At 71.6% G+C, this 17,101-nt stretch carries 15 protein-coding genes; 7 read left to right on the top strand and 8 right to left on the bottom strand.

From position 1 onward, the window contains the following. A complete protein-coding gene (locus ACW9J6_RS17940; RefSeq protein ID WP_457117858.1) occupies positions 1-1,188 on the bottom strand; it encodes an efflux RND transporter periplasmic adaptor subunit in 1,188 nt (395 codons plus the stop codon). A 298-nt stretch (positions 1,189-1,486) separates the two neighbouring features. Between ACW9J6_RS17940 and ACW9J6_RS17935 the strand changes: the two genes are divergently transcribed. Further along, complete coding sequence (locus tag ACW9J6_RS17935; protein ID WP_457117857.1) at positions 1,487-2,509, top strand: P1 family peptidase; 1,023 nt, start codon at positions 1,487-1,489, stop codon at positions 2,507-2,509. Here ACW9J6_RS17935 and ACW9J6_RS17930 read toward each other — a convergent pair. Beyond that, positions 2,481-2,612 (bottom strand): hypothetical protein, encoded by a 132-nt coding sequence (locus ACW9J6_RS17930; RefSeq protein WP_457117856.1) that lies wholly within the window; start codon positions 2,610-2,612, stop codon positions 2,481-2,483. The two genes, ACW9J6_RS17935 and ACW9J6_RS17930, sit on opposite strands and share 29 nt — an antisense overlap. Then, positions 2,609-2,866: a hypothetical protein gene (locus ACW9J6_RS17925; protein ID WP_457117855.1), complete on the bottom strand. Its 258-nt coding sequence runs from the start codon at positions 2,864-2,866 to the stop codon at positions 2,609-2,611. Before ACW9J6_RS17925 ends, ACW9J6_RS17930 begins: the two co-directional genes overlap by 4 nt. Positions 2,867-3,764: 898 nt before the next feature. On the opposite strand from ACW9J6_RS17925, the gene ACW9J6_RS17920 reads away from it, so the two are divergent. Further along, positions 3,765-4,472 carry a DUF2270 domain-containing protein gene (locus tag ACW9J6_RS17920; protein ID WP_457117854.1) on the top strand — a complete coding sequence of 236 codons (708 nt, stop codon included), beginning with the start codon at positions 3,765-3,767 and terminating at the stop codon, positions 4,470-4,472. A gap of 338 nt (positions 4,473-4,810) precedes the next feature. Beyond that, positions 4,811-5,644, top strand: coding sequence for an SGNH/GDSL hydrolase family protein (locus ACW9J6_RS17915; RefSeq protein ID WP_457117853.1), 834 nt, complete (start codon positions 4,811-4,813; stop codon positions 5,642-5,644). A 373-nt stretch (positions 5,645-6,017) separates the two neighbouring features. On the opposite strand, the gene ACW9J6_RS17910 is transcribed toward ACW9J6_RS17915, so the two are convergent. The 3 genes from ACW9J6_RS17910 to ACW9J6_RS17900 form a co-directional block, all read right to left on the bottom strand. Beyond that, the gene (locus ACW9J6_RS17910; RefSeq protein ID WP_457117852.1) at positions 6,018-6,734 is read right to left on the bottom strand and encodes a ribonuclease activity regulator RraA; all 717 of its coding nucleotides are present in this window, start codon (positions 6,732-6,734) and stop codon (positions 6,018-6,020) included. A 15-nt stretch (positions 6,735-6,749) separates the two neighbouring features. Continuing rightward, positions 6,750-8,480, bottom strand: a complete 1,731-nt coding sequence (araD, locus tag ACW9J6_RS17905) for an L-arabinonate dehydratase (protein ID WP_457117851.1) — start codon at positions 8,478-8,480, stop codon at positions 6,750-6,752. A 216-nt stretch (positions 8,481-8,696) separates the two neighbouring features. Continuing rightward, the gene (locus ACW9J6_RS17900) at positions 8,697-9,707 is read right to left on the bottom strand and encodes an ABC transporter substrate-binding protein (RefSeq protein ID WP_457117850.1); all 1,011 of its coding nucleotides are present in this window, start codon (positions 9,705-9,707) and stop codon (positions 8,697-8,699) included. A 120-nt stretch (positions 9,708-9,827) separates the two neighbouring features. On the opposite strand from ACW9J6_RS17900, the gene ACW9J6_RS17895 reads away from it, so the two are divergent. Then, positions 9,828-10,487 carry a GntR family transcriptional regulator gene (locus ACW9J6_RS17895; RefSeq protein ID WP_457117849.1) on the top strand — a complete coding sequence of 220 codons (660 nt, stop codon included), beginning with the start codon at positions 9,828-9,830 and terminating at the stop codon, positions 10,485-10,487. On the opposite strand, the gene ACW9J6_RS17890 is transcribed toward ACW9J6_RS17895, so the two are convergent. Further along, a complete protein-coding gene (locus ACW9J6_RS17890; protein WP_457117848.1) occupies positions 10,469-11,209 on the bottom strand; it encodes a Crp/Fnr family transcriptional regulator in 741 nt (246 codons plus the stop codon). The two genes, ACW9J6_RS17895 and ACW9J6_RS17890, sit on opposite strands and share 19 nt — an antisense overlap. 271 nt (positions 11,210-11,480) lie before the next feature. On the opposite strand from ACW9J6_RS17890, the gene ACW9J6_RS17885 reads away from it, so the two are divergent. The 3 genes from ACW9J6_RS17885 (at position 11,481) to ACW9J6_RS17875 (ending at position 15,292) form a co-directional block, all read left to right on the top strand. Then, positions 11,481-13,274 (top strand): thiamine pyrophosphate-requiring protein, encoded by a 1,794-nt coding sequence (locus tag ACW9J6_RS17885; RefSeq protein WP_457117847.1) that lies wholly within the window; start codon positions 11,481-11,483, stop codon positions 13,272-13,274. Between the two features lie 123 nt (positions 13,275-13,397). After that, positions 13,398-14,285, top strand: a complete 888-nt coding sequence (locus ACW9J6_RS17880) for an SMP-30/gluconolactonase/LRE family protein (protein ID WP_457117846.1) — start codon at positions 13,398-13,400, stop codon at positions 14,283-14,285. Beyond that, positions 14,282-15,292: an SDR family oxidoreductase gene (locus ACW9J6_RS17875; RefSeq protein WP_457117845.1), complete on the top strand. Its 1,011-nt coding sequence runs from the start codon at positions 14,282-14,284 to the stop codon at positions 15,290-15,292. Before ACW9J6_RS17880 ends, ACW9J6_RS17875 begins: the two co-directional genes overlap by 4 nt. On the opposite strand, the gene ACW9J6_RS17870 is transcribed toward ACW9J6_RS17875, so the two are convergent. Beyond that, on the bottom strand, positions 15,267-17,045 hold the full coding sequence (locus ACW9J6_RS17870; RefSeq protein WP_457117844.1) for a PQQ-dependent dehydrogenase, methanol/ethanol family: 1,779 nt from the start codon (positions 17,043-17,045) through the stop codon (positions 15,267-15,269). The genes ACW9J6_RS17875 and ACW9J6_RS17870 overlap by 26 nt on opposite strands. Between the last annotated feature and the right edge of the window lie 56 nt (positions 17,046-17,101).

Genomic DNA, 17,101 nt, shown 5'->3' with positions numbered 1-17,101 from the left:
TCAGCGCGCTCCGTTCGCGCTGGGCTCGGCCTGCGCCGTGTCGGTGGAGCGGTGCTCCGCCACGAGGCTTCCGTCCTGCACGCGGGACTGACCCTCCGTGATCACCTTCTGGCCGGGCGCGAGCCCCTCGCGGATCATGGTGCGGCCCTCGTTGGAATGGCCGGCCGCGATCGCCTGCACGTGGGCCTTGTTCTCGCCGTCGACCACGAAGGCGTAGAGGCCCTTCGGCCCGCGCTGGACCGCGTCGTCCGGCACCGTCACGGCGTCCTGCACGATGCCGGTGCGCATCCGCGTCGAGACCGAGAGTCCGGGCCAGAGCGCGTGGTTCTGGTTGGGGAAGCTCGCTTTCAGCCGGATCGTTCCCGTCGCCGTGTCGACCTGGTTATTGATCACGCTGAGCGTGCCATCCGAGAACTTGGTCTGGCCGTCGGTGCTCCAGGCCTCGACCGGTACCGGACCGGCCGAGAAGGCCTTGGTGATGCGCGGCAGATCCTCCTCGGGCGCCGTGAACACGACGTAGATCGGCTCGACCTGGGTGATCGTCACGATACCGGTCTGGGTCGAGGAATTGACGATGTTGCCGACATCCACCTGCCGGAAGCCGACCACGCCGTCGATGGGCGCGCGGATCGTCGCGTAGCCGACCTGCGTCGCCGCGTTGTCGATCGCCGCCTGGTCGGCCGCCACCTGGGCGGTGAGCTGGGCCACCTGCGCGCCCTGCGTCTCGGTCTGCTGGCGCGAGGCGTAGTCGCCGAGCTTGGTGTAGCGCTCGAGGTCCGCCTTCGCGTTGCGCAGGTTGGCCTCGTCCTGGGTCTTCTTCGCCTTGGCCTGATCGAGCGTGGCCTGGTACTGGCGCGGATCGACCTGGACCAGCAAGTCGCCCTTGCGGACGGTCTGGCCCTCCTGGAAGGCGACCTTCTGGATCTCGCCGTCGACGCGGGTGCGCACCTGCACGGTGTTGTAGGCCTGGACGGTGCCGAGGCTGCCGAGCACGAGGTTGAAGGGCCCCTGCGAGACGCTCGCCAACACCACCGGCACGGCGGCGGGCGCCCGCGCGGCACGGGCGGGCGGCGCCTCCGTGCGGGAGCGCTGCCATCCGTAATAGCCGCCCCCGCCCAGGAGGAGGAGCACGAGGAGGACCCAGCCCCGACCGGACCGGCGGGCGCGCCCGTTCTTCTCGACAGCCATCGAACGCGAATGCCCCTCCCGCGAAGCCGGCGGATGGTGCCAAGGCCCCTCCGCGCTCCGTCCTATTGAAGCAGATTCCAAGGCGTGCTGCATGCCAGCCTTCTACGCAACGACTGTTTCTGAATGATGCGAGGAGCTATGCATCGTCGTTTAGGCCGCTTTGCGACGCAGCAGCGCGTCGCTGCGCCGCGGGAACGCGGCCGGCCGGTCCGCGTCGCCGCCCGGATCACGGCGAGCCCTGCAACGCGGCCACGGTGACGTAAGGAGATTTCGGCGCGCTGCCGGAGAGGGACGATCTATGCGCAACGCTCTGACGGACATCCCCGGCATCCGCGTCGGTCATGCGCAGGATGCAAGAGTCGCCAGCGGCGTCACCGCCATCCTGTTCGATTCGCCCGTCACGGCGGCAGTGGACGTGCGGGGCGGCGGGCCGGGCACCCGCGAGACCGACCTCCTCGATCCCGAGCGCACGGTTCCGAGAATCGATGCCCTGGTGCTGTCGGGCGGGTCGGCCTTCGGCCTCGACGCGGCCTCGGGCGTGACCGCGTGGCTGGCGCAGGCCGGCCGAGGCTTCCCGATCGGCGCCGCGCGCGTGCCGATCGTCCCGGCGGCGATCCTGTTCGACCTCCTGAACGGCGGCGACAAGGCGTGGGGAGCCGCCCCGCCCTACCGCGACCTCGGGATCGCGGCCGCCGCGGCGGCGCATGACGGCCCGGTGGCGCTCGGGACGGTCGGGGCCGGCTACGGCGCCAAGACGGCCAACCTCAAGGGCGGCCTCGGCTCGGCCTCCGCGGAGGTGGAGGGAACGGGCGCCCGGGTCGCCGCCCTCGTCGCCGTGAACGCTTTCGGGCGGGTGACGGTCGGCGACGGGCCGCATTTCTGGGCCGCCCCCTTCGAGGTCGGCGCGGAGTTCGGCGGCCTCGGCCCGGCGCCGCGGATCCCGCCCGAGGCCTTCGCATGGCCCGCCGGCGCGCTGCCGGGCGCCAACACCACGATCGCCGTGGTGGCGACCGACGCCGCCCTGACGAAGGCGCAGGCCCGCCGCCTCGCCGTGGCCGCCCAGGACGGCCTCGCGCGGGCGATCCTGCCGGTCCACACGCCGCTCGACGGCGACGCGGTCTTCGCGGTGGCGACCGGCGCGGTGCCCCTCGCCGACCCGGTCGGCGGCCTCGCCCGGCTCGGCGACGCCGCCGCCCGCACGCTGGCGCGGGCGGTGGCGATCGGCGTCCATGCCGCCACCGCCCTCCCCTTCCCGGGCGCGCCGCCCTCCTGGGGCGACCGGTTCGGCGCGCTCAGAACTGGTAGCGCAGCCCCGCCGTGACGCCGTGGCCGATGCCCGCCCGCGTCCCCACCGCCGCCTGGTAGTCGAGGCGCCAGCCGAGGCGCTCGGTCAGGTCGCCCTGGAGCCCGAGCCCGACGCTCACGACGTCGCTCGCCGGGAAGGAGACCGGCAGGACCGCGCCGGCGAGGGGATGCTGCCGCGGGTGCTCGCCGAGATCCGCCCGACGCCCTGCAGGCCCTGGTTCACGAAGGTCGCGCCACCGAGATCGACCGAGACCGGCCCGTCGACCGTGGCGAGGTTCGGCACCCGCACCTGAAGGCTCTGGGCCGCGGCCCCGAACCCGCCCGCGAAGAGCCCGCCTGCCGCGAGGGCGAGCCGGACGAATGGGAATGACATGCTGCGCCCCCGTTCCGGCTTTGTGTCCGCTCTGGGGCCGCGCGACGACGCTTCCAGGACGTTAGGTCATGTATGGGGCTGGGGGCTGCGGAATTCCGGCGGGCCGGGCCGCGCCGCCACAGCCCCCGCAGACGCAGAGCTGTCCGGCTCAAGGGCGAAGCGCTTCTCCCCTCTCCCGAGTGGGCTTGCGGATTCACAAAACGCGAAAAATAAAAACAGGGTAGATGCTTACGTCAACACACGAGGGTTCCCGGGTATGGCGTGGGGAACCCCTCTCCCGTGCGGGAGAGGGGCAGGGGTGAGGGTCCAGGTGGTTCAGCAAGTATTCTGAAGCGTCCCGCTGCCAGCACGACCGTCTTCGCTTGATGACGGCACGGTCCGGGACCCTCACCCCTACCCCTCTCCCGCACGGGAGAGGGGATCCCGCGGGTCTCCTCGGTTCCGTCCAAGCGACTGCGAAAGAAGAGCTTTTTCATGTCGATAGGCGAAGTGTGAACAGGCAAGCCCGAGTGGGAGAGGGGCCGGGGGATCAAAGATCCCGCACGGGATCAGAGATCCCGCGTGAGGGTGGCTCGGCTTCAGCAAAATGTCAGAACCGTCGCGCTGCCAGCGGCGCGGTCCCGCCTTCTTGCTGAAGCGTCCGTCCCTCACCCCTACCCCTCTCCCACTCGGGAGAGGGGATCCCGAGCGGGCTGGACTGGCGTCGCTTGGTGTTGAATCAGCGCTTTCCGGAGACCAAGGCGCGTTCTCACGGACGTGATTTCCCGGACAGCCATGCGCGGAGGGGGAAGGGCTCACCCGCCCGGCGCGCGACGCATCACGGATTGCCTCTGCTCTCCCAACCCTCAGGATGGCTCGCCCGAGAGCGACGATCGCCGGCACGGGAGGGAGGAACGCCATGACGGCCGCGCCATTCGAGGGAGTCGAATCCCCGCAAAGCCCCATCATCTCCCTGCCGCGCACCCCTTCCGAGTCGATCACCGTCCTGGCGCATTTCCACAGGGCCGAGATCGCCCGGATGGCCGGCTGGCGCGACCGCATCGACCGCACCACGAACTGGGCCATCACCGTCATCGCCGCGATGCTCTCCGTGTCGCTCTCGACCCCCAGCGCGCATCACGGCGTCCTGCTCTTCGCGATGCTGCTCGTCCTGCTGCTCCTCGGGATCGAGGCCCGGCGCTACCGGTTCTTCGACGTGTTCCGCCACCGCGTTCGGCACCTGGAGCGGCACTACTCCGCGCAGGTCTTCGCTGCCGGGCCGCCCCCGGATTCGGCCTGGACGGGGGTTCTCGCCGAGGACCTGCGCCGGCCCGCCTTCCACATCTCCCAGGCGGAGGCCTTCGCGCGCCGGCTGCGGCGCAATTACGGCTGGATGTTCCTGATCCTGCTCCTCGCCTGGCTCCTCAAGATCACCTCGGCCCGGCTGCAGGAGGCGGGCCGCGGCGAGTTCGGCCACTCCGTCGCGGAGATCCTCGCCAATGCCGGGCTCGGCCCCGTGCCGGGCGCGGTGGTGCTCGCCGCGGTCGCGCTGTTCTACGGCTGGCTCCTCCTCGCGGCCCTGCGCGGGCGGAGCCAGGACGCGGCGGACGGGACCGTCCACGTCTGATGCCGCGGGCCGCCTCGTCGTGAGCTTGACGGGACATCGAAAGGATTGCCTTAGCTTGACAGCCCATCAAGCATCCCGCCCGCGAGAAACTTGTTGCGACACGTAACTACTTCGGATATTGACTTGTGCATCGCAACACGGCGCCTCGACGACGCGGTCGAGAGCCCTGGCCTTCACGGGCCGGCCGGCGAGCGCTGCAAAGCGGCAGCACCTGAACTTCGGGCGACAAGACTGGGTCGGAGCAGCGCGACGAGCGCACCCGTCCCTGCTCCCACTCGCCTCCTTCGGCGACAACGCGGCGCCTCATAAGCCGCAGGGATACAGGGAAACGCCCACAGATGACGCGCGCCGACCTTCGGCTCACGCCCCCTACCGTCATGTCCGCCACCGCGCCCCGCTCCTGGCGGCGCCTCGCCCGCAGCGTCGTCGTCGCCCTCGGTCTCGCGGCGGTCGCGACGGCGGCCGGCGTCGCTCCCCCGGCTCCGGCAGCCGTCGCGGCGGCGGATCCAGCGTCCCTGCCCCATCTCGCCCGCAGGATCGCGGTCGGCGCTCCCATCCGCATCGTCGCCTTCGGCTCGTCCTCGACGGAGGGCGTCGGCGCCTCCAGCCCGGCGGCCGCCTACCCGGCCCGACTCGCGGTGGCGCTCAACCGCGCCCTGCCCGACCGCAGCGGCGAGGTGACGGTGCTCAACCGCGGCATCGGCGGCGAGCACAGCGACGACATGCTCGCCCGCCTCGACCGCGACGTGCTGGCGGCCAAGCCCGACCTCGTGATCTGGCAGACCGGCAGCAACGATCCCCTGCGCGGCGTCAGCCTCGACCATTTCCGCGAGGCGACGCGGACCGGGCTGACGCGGATGCGCGCGGCGGGCATCGACGTCGTGCTGATGGAGCCGCAATGGTGCCCGAAGCTCGACGCGACGCCCGGTGCCGACCGCTTCCGCGACGCGCTGCGGGCGATCGGCGCGGAGCTCGGCATCCCGGTGATCCGCCGCTCCGAGATGATGCGCGACTGGATCGCGGAGGGCCGCGTCACCCGCGAGACCCTGTTCGCGCCGGACGGCCTGCACATGGCCGACCGCGGCTACGACCTCCTGGCGCGGGCCGTCGCCCGCGACCTGCTGCAGCGCGCCCGCCCCGCCCCGGCCCTGGTGGCGCAGGTCGGCCTGTGACGCGACCCGCCGCGGGCGAGGCCCGGCGGCTTGCGGCCAGTGCGGAAACAGCCACATCCCTCATGCTGAGGCGCCGCGGAGCGGCCTCGAAGCACCCCTGAACAGTCCGTCCGAGACCGGTTTCCTTTGGATCAGCGGCCTGGGGTGCTTCGAGGCTCGCGTTGCTCGCACCTCAGCATGAGGAATGTGGTTGATTCCAGCTCTGTTCAGCCGATGAACGTGCCGGAGACCTGCGAGAAGTGCCCCGGCATCCGCACGGTTGGATGCGCCACTAGAGCAGTATCCGATCACGTCGCAATCGGAAACTGCTCTAGGTCTTTAATTTTTACGCATTTTCTGCGACGAACCGGGATCCACTTCGTCGGAAAATGCTCTAGCACCCCGCGGCGCGGCGCCAGACCGCGAACTCCTCCCGGGTCCCGGGATCGGTCGGCGGGTAGAGGCCGAGGATCGAGCGGCCCTCCCGCACCTTCTCCATCACGAAATCCTCGAAGGCCGTCATCTCGACCGCCTCGGCCGCGATCTCGCCCGCCATCGCCGCCGGGATCACCACGACGCCCTCGCGGTCGCCCACCACCACGTCGCCCGGGAAGACCGGAACGTCGCCGCAGCCGATCGGCAAGCCGATGTCGATTGCCTGATGCCGGGTGAGGTTGGTCGGGGCGGACGGACGGGCGTGGTAGGCGGGGATCGCGAGCTCGGCGATCTCGGGACTGTCGCGGAAGCCGCCGTCGGTGACGATGCCGGCGACGCCCCGCGCCATCAGCCGCGTCACCAGGATGGCGCCCGCCGAGGCGGCGCGCGGGTCCTTGCGGCTGTCGATGACCAGCACGGCGCCCGGCGGGCACTCCTCCACGGCCTTGCGCTGCGGGTGCGCCCGGTCCTGGAACACGCTGATCGGATTCAGGTCCTCCCGCGCCGGGATGGTGCGCAGCGTGTAGGCCGGACCGACCATGGTCTCGCCCTTGGGGTCCAGCGGGCGCACGTCCTGGATGAACTGGTTGCGAAGGCCCTTCTTGAACAGGGCGGTGCAGAGGGTGGCGGTGGACACCCCCTTGAGCTTGTCGCGGGTGGCGGGATCGAGATCCATGGCTGGCGGCTCCGGTCAGTAGATGGCGGGCTCGGCGATCGGCGCGCCGAACTGGGTCTCCAGGAAGTCGAAGTCGCAGCCCTCGTGCGCCTGCCGGACGTGGCGCGAGAACACGTAGCCGTAGCCCCGCTCGTAGCGCGGGGGCGGCGGTTCGAGGGCGGCGCGGCGGGCGGCGAGCTCCGCGTCGGGGACCTGCAGCGTCAGGGTGCGGGCCGGGATGTCGAGGGCGATGAGGTCGCCGGTGCGCACCAGCGCCAGCGGCCCGCCGACGTAGCTCTCGGGGGAGACGTGCAGGATGCAGGCGCCGTAAGAGGTGCCGCTCATGCGCGCGTCCGAGATCCGCACCATGTCGCGGACCCCCTGCTTCACGAGCTTCCTGGGGATCGGCAGCATGCCCCATTCCGGCATGCCGGGCCCGCCGAGCGGGCCGGCATTGCGCAGCACCAGCACCGTGTCGGGAGTGACGTCGAGGTCGTCGCGGTCGATATCGGCCTTGAGCGCGGCGTAATCGTCGAAGACCAGGGCCGGGCCGGTGTGGCGCTGGAAGCGCTCGCCGGCTGCCGAGGGCTTGATGACGCAGCCGTCGGGCGCGAGGTTGCCGCGCAGCACCGCGAGCGCCCCCTCCCGGTAGATCGGACGGTCGAGGGGCCGGATCACGTCGTCGTCGTAGACCTCCGCCCCCTCGAGGCTCCGCGCCCAGGTCTCGCCGGAGGCGTTGATCTGGTCGAGGTCGAGATGGGGCTCGAGCCGCGAGAGCAGGCCCAGCAGGCCGCCCGCATAGTAGAAATCCTCCATCAGGTAGGTGCTGCCGGACGGGCGGATGTTGGCGATCACCGGCACGACCCGACTCGCCGCGTCGAAATCGTCCAGCGTGATCGGATGCCCGGCCCGGCGCGCCATGGCGATGACGTGGATGACGGCGTTGGTGGAGCAGCCCATCGCCATGGCGACCACGATGGCGTTCTTGAACGCCGCGTGGGTCATGATGCGGGTCGGCGTCAGGTCCTCCCAGACCATCTCCACCGCGCGCCGGCCGGTGGCGGCGGCCATGCGGACGTGGTTGGCGTCCGGCGCCGGGATCGAGGAGGCGCCGGGCAGCGACATCCCGAGGATGTCGGCGAGGCCGGTCATGGTCGCCGCGGTGCCCATGGTCATGCAGGTGCCGTGGGAGCGGGCGATGCCGGCCTGCATCTCGCTCCACTGTTCGTCGGTGAGCGCGCCGGCGCGGCGCTCGTCCCAGTACTTCCAGGCGTCGGAGCCCGACCCGAGGGTCTTGCCGCGCCAGTTGCCGCGCAGCATCGGCCCTGCCGGCATGAAGATCGCCGGCACGCCCGCGGAGGTCGCGCCCAGGATCAGGCCGGGCGTGGTCTTGTCGCAGCCGCCCATCAGGACCACGCCGTCGACCGGCTGCGAGCGGATCAGCTCCTCGGTCTCCATGGCCAGGAAGTTGCGGTAGAGCATCGTGGTCGGCTTGACCGTGCTCTCCGACAGCGAGATCGCCGGCAGCTCGACCGGGAAGCCCCCGGCCTGGAGGACGCCGCGCTTCACGTCCTCGACGCGGTCCCGGAAATGCGCGTGGCACTGGGCGAAACCCGACCACGTGTTGACGATGCCGATGACCGGTTTACCCCGATACTCGGCGTCCGCGTAGCCCATCTGGTTCATGCGCGAGCGGTGGCCGAACGAGCGCAGGTCGTCGGGCGCGAACCAGCGGGCGGAGCGGAGGTCGTCGGGAGTCTTCGGCATGGGAGTATCACCAGGTCTTGAATGGCTCGCGCCGTCAAACCCTCCCCCCTCTGCGGGGGAGGGTGCCCGGCGGAGCCGGGCGGGATAGGGGAACCACGGTTCAGGATGGAACGGGACCGTTGTGAAGGGCGCCTCATCCTGCACCGTGGCTCCCCTCTCCCGGCCTGCTCCGCAGGCCACCCTCCCCCGCAGAGGGGGGAGGGTTCGCCTGCCCTCTCAACTGCCCGGCAGGTCGTGCGCGACAGGCAAGTAATAATCCTTCCAGGACGCGACCTTGCTCTTCACGCTCCCGATCCGGGCGAGGTGCTGGGCGAAGGCCATCGTCCCCTGCGGCTGGGGCTCCCACGCCATCATGTCGGGCTCGCGCAGCAGGCCGAGCAGCTCGGCCGGGGGCGTCTTGTCGCCGGTGACGGCCCGGTAGATCGCGACGGTCTCGGCCGTTTCCGCCTCGATGAAGGTCTTGGCCTCGGCGACGGCGTTGCGCAGGGCCTGCACGACGACAGGGTTCGCCTCGGCGAAGGCGGTCGTGGTGATGAACTGCCCCTGGCTGAGAGGCGTGCCGATGATCTCCGAGGAGGTCGCCACGAGATGCGCGGACGGCACCTGCTTCAGCTCGTAGCTCTGGTAGGGCGGCGCCGAGAAGTGGCTGCGCACCTCGTGGCCCAGATTTTTCAGGGCGATGAAGGCGTCGGCATGCCCGAGCTGCACCGTGAACGGATCGAGCCTGTTCCAGGCCTTGTTCCCGTAGAGGCGGCTCGCCGCCATCTGCAGCAAGATCGCCTGGGTCGAGCTCCGGATGGTCGGGACGGCGATCCGATCCCCCTCGCGGAAATCCTTGAGCGACGTGATCCGAGGATCCCGCGAGATCAGCTGGATCGGCTGGGACGAGGTCGCCACGATGCCCTTCACGCGGCCGCGGCTCTTGTCCCAGAGCAGCAGCAGGGGACCCGTCCCGGTGTTGATGATGTCGACGTTGCCGGACAGGAGCCCGTCCTGCTGCGCGCCGCCATTGGCGAAGGTCAGCCACCGGGTGGTGACGCCCTTGAGGCCGAGCTTGGCGCAGTGCTTCTCCAGGAGCTGTTGCTTCTCGACGACGTGCGTCGGGATGTAGAGGAGACCGAGTTGCCGGCTGAGCACGATCTCGGTCTTGGCCTGGGCGACGGACGCGCGCGGGAACCCGGCGATCGCCGACGCCGCTCCCAGCAGCGCCAGCCTGCGGCTGATCATGGTCTCCTCCCGCGGTCGCCCGTTCCGCCGAGTGCGGCCGGTCCGGGCGTTGCGCAGACTGAAGCACTAGTGCATTAGCGTGTCAAATGCGGCGCGGGTCCGCCCGCCAGGCCATCGGCGATGAGACAGGGATCGGGCGACCTCTTCGAGATCCTGCGCGAGGAGATCGTCTCGCTGATCCTCTCGCCCGGCACCGTGCTGTCGCGACAGGACCTGCAGGCCCGCTTCGGCCTCTCCTCGACGCCGATCCGCGACGCGCTGCTGCGGCTGCAGACGGAGGGGCTCGTCGACGTCTTCCCCCAGCACGCCACATTGGTCAGCGCGATCGATGTCGACCACGCCCGGCAGGGTCAGTTCCTCCGGCGGGCGGTCGAGATCGAGATCGTGCGCGACCTCGCGCGCCGGCCCGACGCGGACCTGATCGCGCGGCTGCGCGCGTCGATCCGCAAGCAGCACGCCTTCGCGGGGCTGGACGACCACGAGGCCTTCGCGGCGGAGGACAGGGCCTTCCACCGCATGATGTATCAGGCCTGCCATCTCGACGGGATCTGGGCGCTGGTGCGCAGCCGCAGCGGCCACATCGACCGCCTGCGTCGGCTTCACCTGCCGCAGGAGGGCAAGATCCGGGAGATCCTCGGCGCCCACGCGGGGATCGTCGACGCGATCGAGGCGGGCGACGTCGCGGGCGCGCAGGACGCGCTCCGGGAGCACCTGTCACGCTCACTCCTGTTCGTGGACAGCCTCCGAGAGACCCATCCCGACTACTTCGCGCCGCGCTGAGATCCGACGGAAGCCGGGGCCAGCGAGTCGTACCCCAGGACGCGCCGGTACTCCGCGCGGATCAGGGCGTGGCACTCGCAGGCCTCCTGCTCCAGCGCCTCCCGGCACAGGATCGTGATCGCGCCGCGCCGCTGGCGCACGATCCCCGCCTGCTCCAGCTCCCCGATCTGCTCGCTCACACTCGCGCGGCGCACCCCGAGCAGGTTGGCGATGAGCTGATGGCTCACCGCGATCTCGGGCTCGCCGAGCCAGTCCTGGGCGATCAGCAACCAGCGGCGCACCCGCTGCCTCATCGGGTGGCGGGCGTTGCACAGGCTGACCTGCGCGCCCTGCACCATCGCGGCCTGGACGGAGGCGAGGCCGAGCCGCCGCAGGCCGGCGCTGGCCCCGAAGACCACGGCGGCCTCGCCCGCGTCGAGCCGGTAGGCCTCCCCGGCCACCTGGACGCTGACCCGCAGCGGCGCGCGCTGGGTGCCGAGCAGCAGCGGCAGGCCGGTCATGCCGAAGCGCCCGACCAGGCCGACCCCGTGGGTGCCGTCCGCCTGGGTGCGCGCCTGCATGGCCGCGAAGCCGCGCTCGATGAAGTAGACCGAGCGGATCTCCGTCCGGGGCTCCTCCAGGATCTGCCGACGCCGCAGCGGCACCCGCTCCAGGCGGGGTGCCACCGCGGCCCATTCCGCCTCGGTCAGGGATGCGAGCAGCATGTTCCGGGGCGGCAGCACGCGGGAAAACTCGACGGGACGCGACCCGTCTCATGTTGCGCATGGAACAAACCCCGGCAAGGGGATGCCGCCCGCACGGTCCATCGTCCGCTCGCGGACCCTCCGCCGCAACGGGCCCGGGACGGCCCGGTCGGCCGGGACGTCGCGCATCGGACGAGCCGATCGCCTCCCGACCCCGCGATCGCCGTCCGCTCAATTCGCCGGGACCCGCGACCCACGCCGCTCGCGGCGCGTTACCCCGGCTGGGTATTTCGGCGCGGGACGGTGTTCCATGGCTCAGACGGTCGGTGATTTCGTGTGCCGGCGCCTCGCGGAGTGGGGTGTGACGACGATCTTCGGGTATCCGGGCGACGGCATCAACGGCCTGCTCGGCGCCATGCAGCGGTCCGAGCATCCCTTCCAGTTCATTCAGGCCCGGCACGAGGAGATGGCGGCCTTCATGGCCTGCGCCTACGCCAAGTTCACGGGCGAACTCGGCGTCTGCCTCGCCACCTCGGGTCCCGGCGCGACGCACCTGATCACCGGGCTCTACGACGCGCGGCTCGACCACATGCCGGTTCTCGCGATCGCGGGCCAGCAGGCGCGCAACGCGCTTGGCGGCCACTACCAGCAGGAACTCGACCTCACCAGCGCCTTCAAGGACGTGGCCGGCGCCTTCGTGCAGCAGGCGAGCAGCCCCGCGCAGGTGCGCCACCTCGTCGACCGGGCGGTGCGCATCGCCAAGGCGGAGAGGAAGGTCACGGCGATCATCCTGCCGAACGACCTCCAGGACGCCCCCTACGAGGACCCGCCGCGCAAGCACGGCACCCTGCAATCGGGCGTCGGCTACAGCGACCCGCGCGTCCTGCCGCAGGATCCCGACCTCAGGGCCGCCGCCGCCGTACTGAACGCGGGCGAGAAGGTGGCGATCCTGGTCGGCGCGGGGGCGCTCCACGCCACCGACGAGGTCGTCGCGGTGGCCGAGGCGCTCCAGGCCGGGGTCGCCAAGGCGCTGCTCGGCAAGGCGGCGGTGCCCGACGACCTGCCCTTCGTGACCGGCTCGATCGGGCTTCTCGGCACCAAGCCGAGCTGGGACCTGATGACGGAGTGCGACACGCTCCTGATGATCGGCTCGGGCTTTCCCTACGCGGAGTTCCTGCCCAAGCCCGGCCAGGCCCGCGGCGTGCAGATCGACCTCAAGGCCGAGATGCTCTCGCTGCGCTACCCGATGGAGGTGCCCCTCGTCGGCGATTCCGTCGAGACCCTGCGCGCCCTGCTGCCGCTCCTGACGCCGAAGGCGAGGGGCGGCGCGTGGCGCAAGGGCATCGAGGAGAACGTCGCCGCCTGGTGGAAGGACGCGGGCGCCCGCGCCATGGCCAAGGCGAGCCCGGTGAACCCGCAGCGGGTGACCTGGGAGCTCTCGCCGCGGCTGCCGGACCGGGCGATCATCACCTCTGATTCCGGCTCCTGCGCCAACTGGTTCGCCCGCGACATCAGGATCCGGCGCGGCATGATGTGCTCGCTCTCGGGCGGCCTTGCCTCGATGGGGGCGGCCGTGCCCTACGCCATCGCGGCCAAGATCGCCCATCCGGACCGGCCGGTCATCGCGCTCGTCGGCGACGGCGCCATGCAGATGAACAACATGGCCGAGCTGATCACGGTCGCGAAGTACCGGGAGCAATGGCCGAACCAGACCTTCGTCTGCTGCGTGTTCAACAACGAGGACCTGAACCAGGTGACCTGGGAGCAGCGGGTGCAGGAGGGCAACCCGAAATTCGAGACCACCCAGGTGATCCCGAACGTGCCCTACCACCGCTTCGCCGAGCTGATCGGGCTGCGCGGGATCTACGTTGACGATCCCGAGAGGATGGGCGCCGCCTGGGACGAGGCCCTGGCGAGCCCGGTCCCGGTGCTGCTGGAGGTGAAGACCGACCCCGAGGTGCCGCCGCTCCCGCCGCACATCACGCTCGAACAGGCCCAGAAGTTCATGGGGATGCTGTGGAAGGGCGACCCCGAGCAGAGCCACCTCCTCGCCGACACGGCCCGGCAGGTGCTCTCGAGCGTGCTCCCGGGCCGGCGGGACTGAGTGTTCGCCCCGAGCGCGTCCGTCGCGGCCCCGGCGACGTGCCCCTCTCCCCGTCTGCCGGGGAGGGAGTGGCCCATTCGGGCGACGTTGCGGCGGTCGACGCGGGATCAAGGAGGCAGGACCATGCCGTTAGCGGAGATCACGGTCGTGGCAGCGGCGGGGGCGGAGATCGGGGAGGGGCCGGTCTGGTCGGCGGAGGAGCGGGCGGTCTACTGGATCGACGTGACGGCGCCGGCCCTGTTCCGCACCGATCCGGAGACCGGCGCGACCCGGCGCTGGACCATGCCCGCGGAGATCGGCGGCTACGCCCTGCTCCCCGACGGCGTCGGGGCGCTGGTGGGCCTGCGCGCCGGCCTGTTCGTCCTCACCTTCGCGAGCGGCGACCTCGACCGCTTGGCCGCGCCGCCCTTCGACCCGGACACGCACCGCTTCAACGAGGGCGCCTGCGATCCGGCCGGCCGGCTCTGGCTCGGCACCATGTTCGACCCGCGGCCCGGGATCACGGCGGACCCGCGGGAGGACCACCTCTACAGCTACACGGAACGCGACGGGCTGGTGCGCCACGACGAGACCGCGCTGACGGCGAACGGCTTCGCCTGGAGCCCGGACGGCGGCACGCTCTATCTCGCGGACAGCGAGACGGGCCGCATCGACGCCGTCGCGTTCGACGCCGCGGGCGGCCGTCTCGGCGAGAGCCGGCCCTTCGCGCAGATCCCCCCTGGGCTCGGCAGTCCGGATGGCGGCGCGGTCGACGCGGAGGGCTGCTACTGGAGCGCGATCCACGGCGGCGCCTGCCTGCACCGCTACGCGCCGGACGGAAGGCTCGATCACACCCTTCCCCTGCCCGTGCGCTACCCGACCATGATGGCTTTCGGGGGCCGGGACCTGGCGACCCTGTTCGTGACCAGCGCCACCAAGGACGACGACGCGTCCCATGCCGGCGCCCTCCTCGCCCTGCAGCCCGGTCCGCGCGGGCGGCCGCGCCCCCGCTTCGGGGAGGTCCGACCGTGAGCCCCCGCCGCCCGACCGCGATCGTGACCGGCGGCACGGCCGGCGTCGGCCGGGCGGTCGCCGTCGCATTCGCCCGGCGGGGCTACGACGTCGCGGTGCTGGCGCGGGGGCAGCGCGGGCTCGACGCCACCGTCGCGGAGATCCGCCGCCAGGGCGTGCGCGCCCTCGCCTTCCGGGTCGACGTGGCCGCGGCGGAGGCGGTGCAGCGGGCCGCCGACGCGGTCGCGGCCGAATGGGGCGGGATCGACGTCTGGGTCAACAACGCCATGGTGACGGTCTACGCGCCCGTCCGGCAGATGGGCGCGGAGGAGTTCCGGCAGGTCACGGCCGTGACCTATCTGGGGCAGGTGCACGGGACGCTGGCGGCCCTGCGCCACATGCTGCCCGCCGATCACGGCACGATCGTCTGCATCGGCTCGGCGCTCGCCTACCGGTCGATCCCGCTGCAATCCGCCTATTGCGCCGGGAAGGCGGCGGTGCGCGGCTTCCTCGACTCGCTGCGCAGCGAAATCCTGCACGACGGGAGCCGGGTGCGCCTCACCATGGTGCAGTTGCCGGCGGTGAACACGCCGCAATTCGACTGGGCGCGCTCGGTCCTGCCTCGCCGCCTCGAACCGGTGCCGCCGATCTACCAGCCCGAGGCGATCGCCCGCCACGTCCTCCGAGCGGCCGAGGAGGCACCGCGCGAACTCTGGATCGGGCCGCCGGCCTGGAAGGCGATCCTCGCGACGATGGTGGCGCCCGGCCTGATCGACCGCTACCTCGCCGCGCACGGCTATCGGGGCGAGATGACGTCCGAAGCGGCGCAACGCGGCTGCCCCGACAATCTCTTCGGCCCCGTGGACACCGATCCGGGGGCGCATGGCCGCTTCGACGACCGCGCCCGGGACAGCGTGGTGGCGGCCGAGCCGAGCCGGCTCAAGGCCGCGCTGGCCCTCGGACTCGCGGGGCTGGCGGGTGGCGCGTGGCTGGCGAGCCGCCTCACTCCGGCAGCGCGAAGACGGTGAGCATCCCGCCCGCCGCCGTGTACTGCGACAGCGCCGCATAGCCGCCCACCGCGCCCGACCCGTCGGCCGGATCGGTGAGCCCGGCGGCGAGCCCGATCCCGGCCCAGCCGCCGACTCCCGAGAGCACCGCCACGTATTGCCGGCCGCCATACAGGTAGGTGGTGACGTTGCCGACGATCCCCGAGCCCGTCCGGAAGCGGTAGAGGTCGCGGCCTGTCCGGGCGTCGACCGCCTTCAGGTCGCCCTCCAGGGTCCCGTAGAACACCACGCCGCCCGCGGTCGCGAGCGCCCCGGACCAGACCGAGAAGGTCTCGGGCCGCGACCAGACGACCCGCCCCGCGACCGCGTCCCAGGCGATGAAGGCGCCGGTGTCCCGGCCGCCCTCCGGCGGGTGCAGGGTCAGGGTCGCGCCCACATAGGGCTGCCCGGGCGCGTAGGTGACGTGGAAGGGCTCGTCGTCCATGCACATGTGGTTGGTCGGCACGTAGAACAGGCGCGTCTGCGGCGAGTAGGCCGCCGGCGCCTGGTTCTTGGCGCCGAGCGCCCCGGGGCAGATCCCGGTCGTGGTCTCGTCCTCGCCCTTCGTCTCGGGGGCGTAGCGCGGATCGACCTCCGGCCGGCCGTAAAGCGGCGAGGCCCTGTCCATCACGATCCGCTTCGCCCAGTTCACGCTCGGGTCGAACTTCTCCGCCACCAGCAGCTCGCCCGTCTCCCGGTCGAGGGTGTAGCCGAAGCCGTTGCGGTCGAAATGGGTGAGAAGCTTGCGCGGCCGTCCGTCGACGTCCTGGTCGGTGAGGATCGTCTCGTTGACGCCGTCGTAGTCCCACTGGTCGTGGGGCGTCATCTGGTAGACCCAGCGCGCCACGCCGGTGTCGACGTCGCGGGCCACGAGGGCGTTGGTCCAGCGATTGTCCCCGGGGCGCTGCGACGGGTTCCAGGTCGCCGGGTTGCCGGTCCCGTAATAGACGAGGTTCAGCTCCGGATCGAAGGAGAACCAGCCCCAGGCGCAGCCGCCGCCGATCCGCCACTGGTCCCCGTCCCAGCCGGCCAGCGAGGAATCCCGCCCGACCGGCCGGCCGAGTTCCGTGGTCCGCTCGGGATCGACGAGAACCTCGGCGTCCGGTCCCGTGGCGTAGGCGCGCCACAGGCGCCGGCCCGTCGCCTGGTCGTAGGCGGTCACGTGGCAGCGCGCCCCGTACTCGCCGCCCGAGAGGCCGACGATGAGCGTGTCCTTCACGGGCAGCACCGTGGCGGTGTTGGTCTCGCCGCGGGCCGGGTCGCCATTGCGCACCGACCAGAGTTCGCGGCCGGTCTCCAGGTCGAGGGCGATGACCGTCGTGTCCGCGATCTGCAGGAAGAGCTTGCCGTTGGCGTAGGCCGGGCCGCGCCAGACCGTGTCGCAGCACATCACCGGGATCACGTTCGCCTGCTGGCGCGGGGCGTAGCGCCAGGCGATGCGGCCGTCGCGGTCAAGGTCGAGGGCGTAGACCACGTTCGGGAACGGCGTGTGCACGATCATCAGGTGGCCGACGACGAGGGGAGCACCCTCGTGACCGCGCAGCACGCCCGTCGAGAAGGTCCAGGCCGCCCGCAGCCGGGACACGTTCCCGGCATCGATCCGGTCGAGGGGCGCGTAGCGCGTGTTGGCGGGGTCGAGGGTCTGGAGGACCGGCCCGGCCGGGGTCTCTCCGGCGCGGGCGGGGCCGGCCGCGAGGGCGACGAGGAGGAGGCGCAGGAGGAGACGGGTGAGCAAGCGGCGGTCCCAGGCTGGCGGGCGCGCCCCGCGCGGGCGGCGCCGTGTCGGAGCCG

This window comes from Methylobacterium sp. JK268, assembly GCF_054052225.1.
This window is presented reverse-complemented; position numbering and strand designations above follow the sequence as displayed.

Coding starts and splice junctions, on each gene's coding strand:
- ACW9J6_RS17940 (WP_457117858.1), bottom strand. CDS start 1,188: ATGGCTGTCGAGAAGAACGGGCGCGCCCGCCGGTCCGGTCGGGGCTGG.
- ACW9J6_RS17935 (WP_457117857.1), top strand. CDS start 1,487: ATGCGCAACGCTCTGACGGACATCCCCGGCATCCGCGTCGGTCATGCG.
- ACW9J6_RS17925 (WP_457117855.1), bottom strand. CDS start 2,866: ATGTCATTCCCATTCGTCCGGCTCGCCCTCGCGGCAGGCGGGCTCTTC.
- ACW9J6_RS17920 (WP_457117854.1), top strand. CDS start 3,765: ATGACGGCCGCGCCATTCGAGGGAGTCGAATCCCCGCAAAGCCCCATC.
- ACW9J6_RS17915 (WP_457117853.1), top strand. CDS start 4,811: ATGACGCGCGCCGACCTTCGGCTCACGCCCCCTACCGTCATGTCCGCC.
- ACW9J6_RS17910 (WP_457117852.1), bottom strand. CDS start 6,734: ATGGATCTCGATCCCGCCACCCGCGACAAGCTCAAGGGGGTGTCCACC.
- araD (WP_457117851.1), bottom strand. CDS start 8,480: ATGCCGAAGACTCCCGACGACCTCCGCTCCGCCCGCTGGTTCGCGCCC.
- ACW9J6_RS17900 (WP_457117850.1), bottom strand. CDS start 9,707: ATGATCAGCCGCAGGCTGGCGCTGCTGGGAGCGGCGTCGGCGATCGCC.
- ACW9J6_RS17895 (WP_457117849.1), top strand. CDS start 9,828: ATGAGACAGGGATCGGGCGACCTCTTCGAGATCCTGCGCGAGGAGATC.
- ACW9J6_RS17885 (WP_457117847.1), top strand. CDS start 11,481: ATGGCTCAGACGGTCGGTGATTTCGTGTGCCGGCGCCTCGCGGAGTGG.
- ACW9J6_RS17880 (WP_457117846.1), top strand. CDS start 13,398: ATGCCGTTAGCGGAGATCACGGTCGTGGCAGCGGCGGGGGCGGAGATC.